Annotated in this window: 6 protein-coding genes; 4 read left to right on the top strand and 2 right to left on the bottom strand. The window is 36.5% G+C overall.

The window, feature by feature from the left end; translation table 11 throughout:
• Together EYS08_RS19405 and EYS08_RS19400 are read left to right on the top strand one after the other, a co-directional pair.
• Positions 1 to 443: transposase (locus tag EYS08_RS19405; protein ID WP_208745911.1), on the top strand; the 443-nt coding region annotated here is incomplete at its 5' end.
• A gap of 45 nt (positions 444 to 488) precedes the next feature.
• Positions 489 to 806, top strand: coding sequence for an SbcC/MukB-like Walker B domain-containing protein (locus EYS08_RS19400; RefSeq protein ID WP_131031666.1), 318 nt, complete (start codon positions 489 to 491; stop codon positions 804 to 806).
• Between the two features lie 361 nt (positions 807 to 1,167).
• Here EYS08_RS19400 and EYS08_RS19395 read toward each other — a convergent pair whose 3' ends face one another.
• Positions 1,168 to 1,779, bottom strand: a complete 612-nt coding sequence (locus EYS08_RS19395) for a GIN domain-containing protein (protein WP_131031665.1) — start codon at positions 1,777 to 1,779, stop codon at positions 1,168 to 1,170.
• 656 nt (positions 1,780 to 2,435) lie between these two features.
• Between EYS08_RS19395 and EYS08_RS19390 the strand changes: the two genes are divergently transcribed.
• A complete protein-coding gene (locus tag EYS08_RS19390) occupies positions 2,436 to 3,002 on the top strand; it encodes a DUF6088 family protein (RefSeq protein ID WP_131031664.1) in 567 nt (188 codons plus the stop codon).
• Between the two features lie 17 nt (positions 3,003 to 3,019).
• Positions 3,020 to 3,991, top strand: coding sequence for a nucleotidyl transferase AbiEii/AbiGii toxin family protein (locus EYS08_RS19385; RefSeq protein WP_131031663.1), 972 nt, complete (start codon positions 3,020 to 3,022; stop codon positions 3,989 to 3,991).
• Positions 3,992 to 4,987: 996 nt separating this feature from the next.
• On the opposite strand, the gene EYS08_RS19380 is transcribed toward EYS08_RS19385, so the two are convergent.
• Positions 4,988 to 6,259, bottom strand: a complete 1,272-nt coding sequence (locus EYS08_RS19380; protein ID WP_131031662.1) for a site-specific integrase — start codon at positions 6,257 to 6,259, stop codon at positions 4,988 to 4,990.
• Between the last annotated feature and the right edge of the window lie 265 nt (positions 6,260 to 6,524).

The following is a 6,524-nucleotide window of genomic DNA, read 5'->3' as shown; positions in this document are numbered from 1 at the left end:
GAAAAAAGGCAAGGCAAACAAGACTCCCACAGCATGCAGGTTCTTTCTTTAAGCCCTCAGCCGCCGCCATGGCATTTTTAGCTCCTGAAAGTAAAATTAGCAGCACACAAAAAAAGCTTATATCCAGATTATGCCAATCATCAGCTGAATTAAAACGTACGATGTCATTGGTAAAAAAATTCCGAGGATTGATTGAAACTAAGACAGGCAGTGAATTGAAGGCGTGGATTATAGAAGCTAACCATTCGGTTATTGGAGAGTTGAAAAGTTTCGCCACAGGGTTATTGTCTGATCTTCAAYCCATTGAAAATGCTATTAATCTACATTGGAGCAATGGTCCAGTCGAAGGCAATGTTAACAAACTGAAGACTATTAAACGTCAAATGTACGGAAGGGCAAGCTTCGATTTACTCAGGAAAAGACTGGTGTTAGCACCGGATTGACCACCAAAATTGGGGAAGAACCACTTTCGATGAAATACACACCCAATGGCTACATTATCAGGCGGTGAAAGTTTCTTAGTAAGTTTAGCCTTAGCGTTAGGTCTTTCAGATTTAGCAAGCCGTAAAATTCAAATCAACTCTTTATTTATAGATGAAGGATTTGGAACATTGGACGCAGATACGTTAGATGTCGCAATTTCTGCTTTAGAGAATTTACAATCTAAAGGAAAAACAATTGGTATCATCTCTCATGTTGAAGCGCTAAAAGACCAAATTGGCACTCAAGTTCAAATTAGTAAACAACCTGGGGGATGGAGTAAAATTAAAGTTGTCAGCTATGATGCCAGTACTTCGATTTTTTAATCATGGAAAATCTCTTGCTTTAACACAGGCAATGAGTCAATCCTAGTGATAAAGTAATGCTATAGCTTTCCGCCCAAATTTACACCATGCTTTTGTTCGTGGACTCGTTAGCATCTCCAATGACTATACTGTTTTACTTTCGAATCATCTAATTGAAAACGATAAACATACATATGTATTAAATAGCCTAGTACATAGAAAAATTCTATTACCAAAAAAACGAATCCATTTTCCTGAGCTTGCTGCAATAGGATGGCACAGGGTAACATATTTAAGAATTAATAGTAATTTCCAAATAAGAATTTTTCTTACCAAAAAAAGCCACCCAATGGGTAGCTTCAACTTATTTGATTGATATTTTTTATTTTGCTAAAACCATTGCATTTTGCTCTGCTTCCATGATCGCTTCAGAAGCATATGATTCTGATTTAATACTGACAAAGTCAGCTAATTTTACATTTTTCATATTGCTTGCAATCATTGTACTTTCACCAGCAGTACCATTTAATTTTAACACCGCATCATCCTTAACGATAGTATATAAACTGCCTGCTGTAGTTTTGATCTTAGCTGTAGCACTTTGTCCTAAAAATAACTGTAGGTATTTTACATCGAAATTATTGCTGGTTACCACAACTGATTGACCATAAGCTTCAATTCTTTCCAAATCTTTTACGGTAATATTCAGTGTTACCTGACTTGTTTCCAATGAATTGATAAACAAGGTTTTTCCATCAGTTGATACCGAGGTTTTTGCAGCATCATAGTTGCTCGCACCCTCTACATTTTGCTTGTCACCTTGGGTTAAGACGATTTTCACATTCCCGCTCACCCAAATCCTGTTGAATTTTGATAATGAAGAAGTTTTTATTTCTGCTTTAACTGGCTCAGCGGCAAAAGTTGCCACCGTTGATGAAGTTAATACTACTGCTGTTAATGCTGCTGCGAATATTGTTTTTGCTAAAGTTTTCATATCGTTTATATTTGAGTTTTTTGCTATTGTTTGTTATTGAGACGCAGCTGTCCATCAAACGTTTCAGGCAAAAATCCCGTAATATACCAGCGTAGGGAACCACTAGACCAACGCCTGTAATTTCTAGACGAACAGTTGCGAATTCTATAGCCAGATTTGCATAAATTTATCTATTGTGGCAATACGTATGTTTTTTGAATAAGTCCTATATCTAATGATTTGATGGCTACCATATCATCGGCGGATAGTACGAAGTCAAATAGGTTAAAATTTCCTTAATCTTTTATTTACTGATTTTTGAATAGCACTGACCTCTCTTTGAATGAACCATCGCAAGACTACTTGGGCAATGCCCTTATTATATTTACCTGACAGTTCTTTTAAAAGTTCATGGATAAAAAGAGCGGCTCGAACACAAATTGTGCATAAAAACAGATTTATCAATGGCGCTTCCATGACGAACTCAAACTGGGAATATAGAGATGTAAAATTTTTCAACTTGAATATGTGCTTATATTTAGATGCATGTAAAAAGATAGTAGAAGCAAAAGCTCTTTTCAATTTGATTTTTTTAGAGCTGATTATTGAATGAAATTTCGTCAAAAATCATGCAAATACTTTAATAATCCATATATTTGTAACCGAAAGTATTTGTTATGCCAAAATTAGAGGAATTAAAGAGTCATCTTAAAAAAGGGGTGATATACAAAAGGGATGAACTGCAAAAGTGGTCAAAATCAATAGACAGGCATCTTTCGGAACTTACAGGTGAGGGGACTTTGAAAAGAGTTGGCCCTGGGCTATATCACTTTCCGAAGAAAAATGCATTTGGTTTTGAGCCACCGGCGGATGATATGCTCATCAAGAAATTCTTGGACAATACCAACTTTCTGATTACTTCTTTCAATTATTTTAATGCGTTGGGCCTGGGGACGACACAGTTGTATAACAAACAGATTGTTTACAACCACCTGCGCAGCGGAGATATTAAATTGGGTAACAAATTGTTCACCTTTAAAAAAAAGTCTGCTTTTCCAACCAAGCCTACCAAGGAATTTTTGGTGATTGACCTAATCAATAATTTGGATTCACTTGCTGAGGATCAGCCCAAGGTACTTGAAAAGGCATTGAAAACAGCGAGGAGCTTGGATCAGCAGTCTTTAGGATATGCCGCTGAAAAATATGGAAACCCAAAAACAAGAAAATTATTAGCAACGAACTAAGTAATTACCTAAGTTATATGAGCAGTAAGTTTCTTCACCAGCGAAAGGATTTTAAAAGCCTGATTAGTACATTGTCAGCTGAGACTAGTATACTTGATGCGTTGATAGAAAAGGACTATTGGATCATGCACGTACTTTATGGCATGAAAAACCTGGGACTCGGTTTTGAGCTTAAGGGGGGGACCTCTCTATCGAAGGGCTTTAAGATCATTGACCGCTTCTCAGAAGACATTGACTTGCATATCATCCCGCCACGGGCATTTTTTGACCAGACGGGCATTCAGGTAAATGAAAATCCGAAATCAACTGGTAAGAATACCGTAGAAAATAGGATGAAGTTCTTTGATTGGCTGTCGGACAATATTGTTATAGACGGTATTCAGCCAGAGCGCGACATCGAATTCGATGACGAAAAGGGAAGGAACGGTGGTATTCGGTTGAAATACAATGGCTATTTTGGTTCTGTGCCAGGAATTAAGGATGGCATATTGCTTGAGGTCGGCTTTGCAAAGGTTACCCCTAACCAAAATGTTGATATTAGTTCATGGATGTACGATAGAGCATTGGAAGCTGGTCTTGATGTGCTTGACAATAGGGCTTTAAATATCGCGTGCTACCATCCCGGCTATACATTAGTGGAAAAACTCCAGACAATCGTAACCAAGTTCCGTGGAGAACAAACTGTGGGTCGTGGTGGGCCAAAGGTCAATTTTATGCGGCAATATTATGATGTCTATAAGCTTTTACAGAGAGATGATATCCAGCAGTTTATTTCAACAAGAGAATATCAGGACCATAAATCGCACTGGTTCCCGGAGGTCGATCTTGATACTCCATTAGTGGAAAAGCAGGCTTTCCTTTTAACTGACGAGAAAATAAGGGAAGATTTTAGGAACCGATATAGCGGAACATCAGGACTTTATTACTTAGGGCAGCCTGATTTCGATGAAATACTAACGCTTATTCAAGCGAACCTATTAAAATTATAGTTATAACTTTTTTTGAAATAAAAGGCTAAAATCTCTTAGTTAATTGTGCCACCATTTGTTCGGAATAATCATATAACATTTAATTAAAAATCATTTCATATCAGATATTACATTCTACATGATCCCTTTGAAGCCTGTGTAGGATGCTCCTAATCACATCAGTAGTATCAATGCAAGAAAAGTCGGTTGGAAAAAATATCTTTTCGCGCTTACCCCTAATCACCTTGTTAACTACCTGATTGTATGACAATTAACTAACGTTAAAATGAATTATTTTGTCACAAATTCATGAAATATTTGTGACACTTTATAATATTTTTTTTTGCCCAATAAACAAAAATAAAATGATGTAAAGCGATAACTCATAGCCCATCAATGACGGGCAAAATGTCCCCTAGCAAGGTTACACTATAAATTATATTTTAATGATTTTGCCAAACTAAGATGAATAAGGAATCTAAATAACATTGCTTCAATCTTCAAACCCTATAACTGCTACATAGCTAACAATCTATCTAAAAAGCTTCATAACTTTCACACCATCATCCTCTTTATTCCCTTCTAGAAGTTTCTCCTTTAATGCAGACATCTCTGTACCAGTTTAAAAAAACATAAAAAGTAATACTATTAGTATCATAATTATTTATTTTTTAAACCCTTGTGTAAAATTATCTCACTAGCGTCGATACAATACTGGCAATATCCGAGTACCTTATTACATAGTATGCGATGATATAAAATGAATAGAATTAACAGATATATTTAAGATTTAATAATTCTAGCTTGCTTCTTTCTGTCAAAGAAATATGTAATTTTTTAAAACAAGATGATATAAATCAAATTCCGAAAGCACACCCGCGTATATATCCATATATACCCAAATAATTTTGGACATCGTGTGCTATCAAAGAAGAAATACTAAAATTAAATGGATAATATTATACTCAATAATCACGGAAATGAGCATAATATTATCCATTTACAGCTATTTCATCTTTACCTAAAGAGCTTCATAACTTTCATATCGCCAGTATCCTCTTCTTCCTTATTCCGTTCCAGAAGTTTCTCCTGTAATGCAGACATCTCAGTACTAACTTTTGTATCGATCACCTTCGCATAATGCTGCGTTGTTTTCAAGCTGTTATGCCCAAGCATCTGGGATACGGTCTCAATCGGAACGCCATTTGAAAGCGTAATAGTCGTCGCAAAGGTATGACGAGCCAGATGGTAAGTGAGTACTTTAGTAATTGTACAAAGATCGGCGATCTCTTTCAGATACCCATTCACCCTCTGGTTGGTGAGCACCGGCAACGCCACTTTTCTCCATCGGCATATCCTGTGATTCTTATACCTTTCAAGAATTACTTTCGCCTCATCCAACAAAGGGATGTGACAGGGTGTTTCCGTTTTCTGCCGTTTGATGAATATCCATAAATTACCGTCATCACCCTTTGTAATCTGATCCGGGCGAAGCTGCTTCACATCTATATAGGAAAGGCCTGTGTAGCAACTGAAAATAAAAATGTCACGAACGATGTTTAATCGCTCAAGTGGAAATTCCCTGTTTTTGATCCTATCCAACTCTTCCACATTTAAAAAAGTCCTTGCCTTAGCTTTAGCAGTATTGCGATAATTTAAAAATGGATTACCAACAATCCACCCGGCACCCAGGCAATACAGCATGATTTTTTTCAGGTGAACAATATATTTCCGGGCAGACATTGCATTATTTCCTCGATCTATTCTAAGAAATAGCTCATAATCGGTGATAAATTTAAAATCCACCTTTTTAACGTTAATGTCCTGAACCTCATATTTGAGCTGAAGAAATTGTTTAACATGTCTGATGGAACTTTGATAGGTTTGAAACGTGCTATAACTGTATCCTTTACCAATCAGTTTTTCCATATTGTCATTATGCTTCTGATAAACTCTCAGCAGACTATGGTTAGACGTATTCTTACCGGTAAGATGATCCCGTAAAATCACCGCTGTCACCTCATCTTCCTTCTCAACAAGAGAGGTATGAAACCTTCGAACTTTTGAGGCCAGCATGTCCAGATAATCATTAAGTTCCCGGATCTCCTCGCGCAGGCCGGTACCTTTTCCTTTAAGCGCCGACCAGAAGCTGGGAATAATTTCTCTGCCGACAGAATATTCCGAATGTTTTCCCTTCACGGTAATCCGTAAATAGATGGGCATCATCTCGCCCTTGATAAAATTTTTTGGTCTTTTCAGATAGAATAAAAGATGAAAATTGTAACTCATAATGATACATTTAAAATTAAACAAATGTACATTTGAGCCAGTGAGTCATCAAGATGTTCGTCAGCCGAACGAGCTGTAAATCAATATCTTACAAAATAATCCAGCACCCGAACATTTCGGAATAATTCTGGTTTTGATATTTCATTCAATTTACTGACTCACAGTGTTTTACAAAGAATAGTCAATTTTCGACTCACTAAAATTAACCATTCAGAATGGTCAAAAACGAGTCTTAATGCGTTATAAAAACCAAAACAAAGTCTTG

The sequence above is a fragment of the Pedobacter kyonggii genome, from assembly GCF_004310665.1.
GTDB classification, from domain to species: domain Bacteria; phylum Bacteroidota; class Bacteroidia; order Sphingobacteriales; family Sphingobacteriaceae; genus Pedobacter; species Pedobacter kyonggii.
Note: the sequence above shows the minus strand (reverse complement) of the source record. Positions and strands in the feature narration are given on the sequence as shown.

Excerpts from the sequence above, each read along its gene's own strand:
- EYS08_RS19385 (WP_131031663.1), top strand. The coding sequence starts at position 3,020 with ATGAGCAGTAAGTTTCTTCACCAGCGAAAGGATTTTAAAAGCCTGATT.
- EYS08_RS19395 (WP_131031665.1), bottom strand. The coding sequence starts at position 1,779 with ATGAAAACTTTAGCAAAAACAATATTCGCAGCAGCATTAACAGCAGTA.
- EYS08_RS19400 (WP_131031666.1), top strand. The coding sequence starts at position 489 with ATGGCTACATTATCAGGCGGTGAAAGTTTCTTAGTAAGTTTAGCCTTA.
- EYS08_RS19390 (WP_131031664.1), top strand. The coding sequence starts at position 2,436 with ATGCCAAAATTAGAGGAATTAAAGAGTCATCTTAAAAAAGGGGTGATA.
- EYS08_RS19380 (WP_131031662.1), bottom strand. The coding sequence starts at position 6,259 with ATGAGTTACAATTTTCATCTTTTATTCTATCTGAAAAGACCAAAAAAT.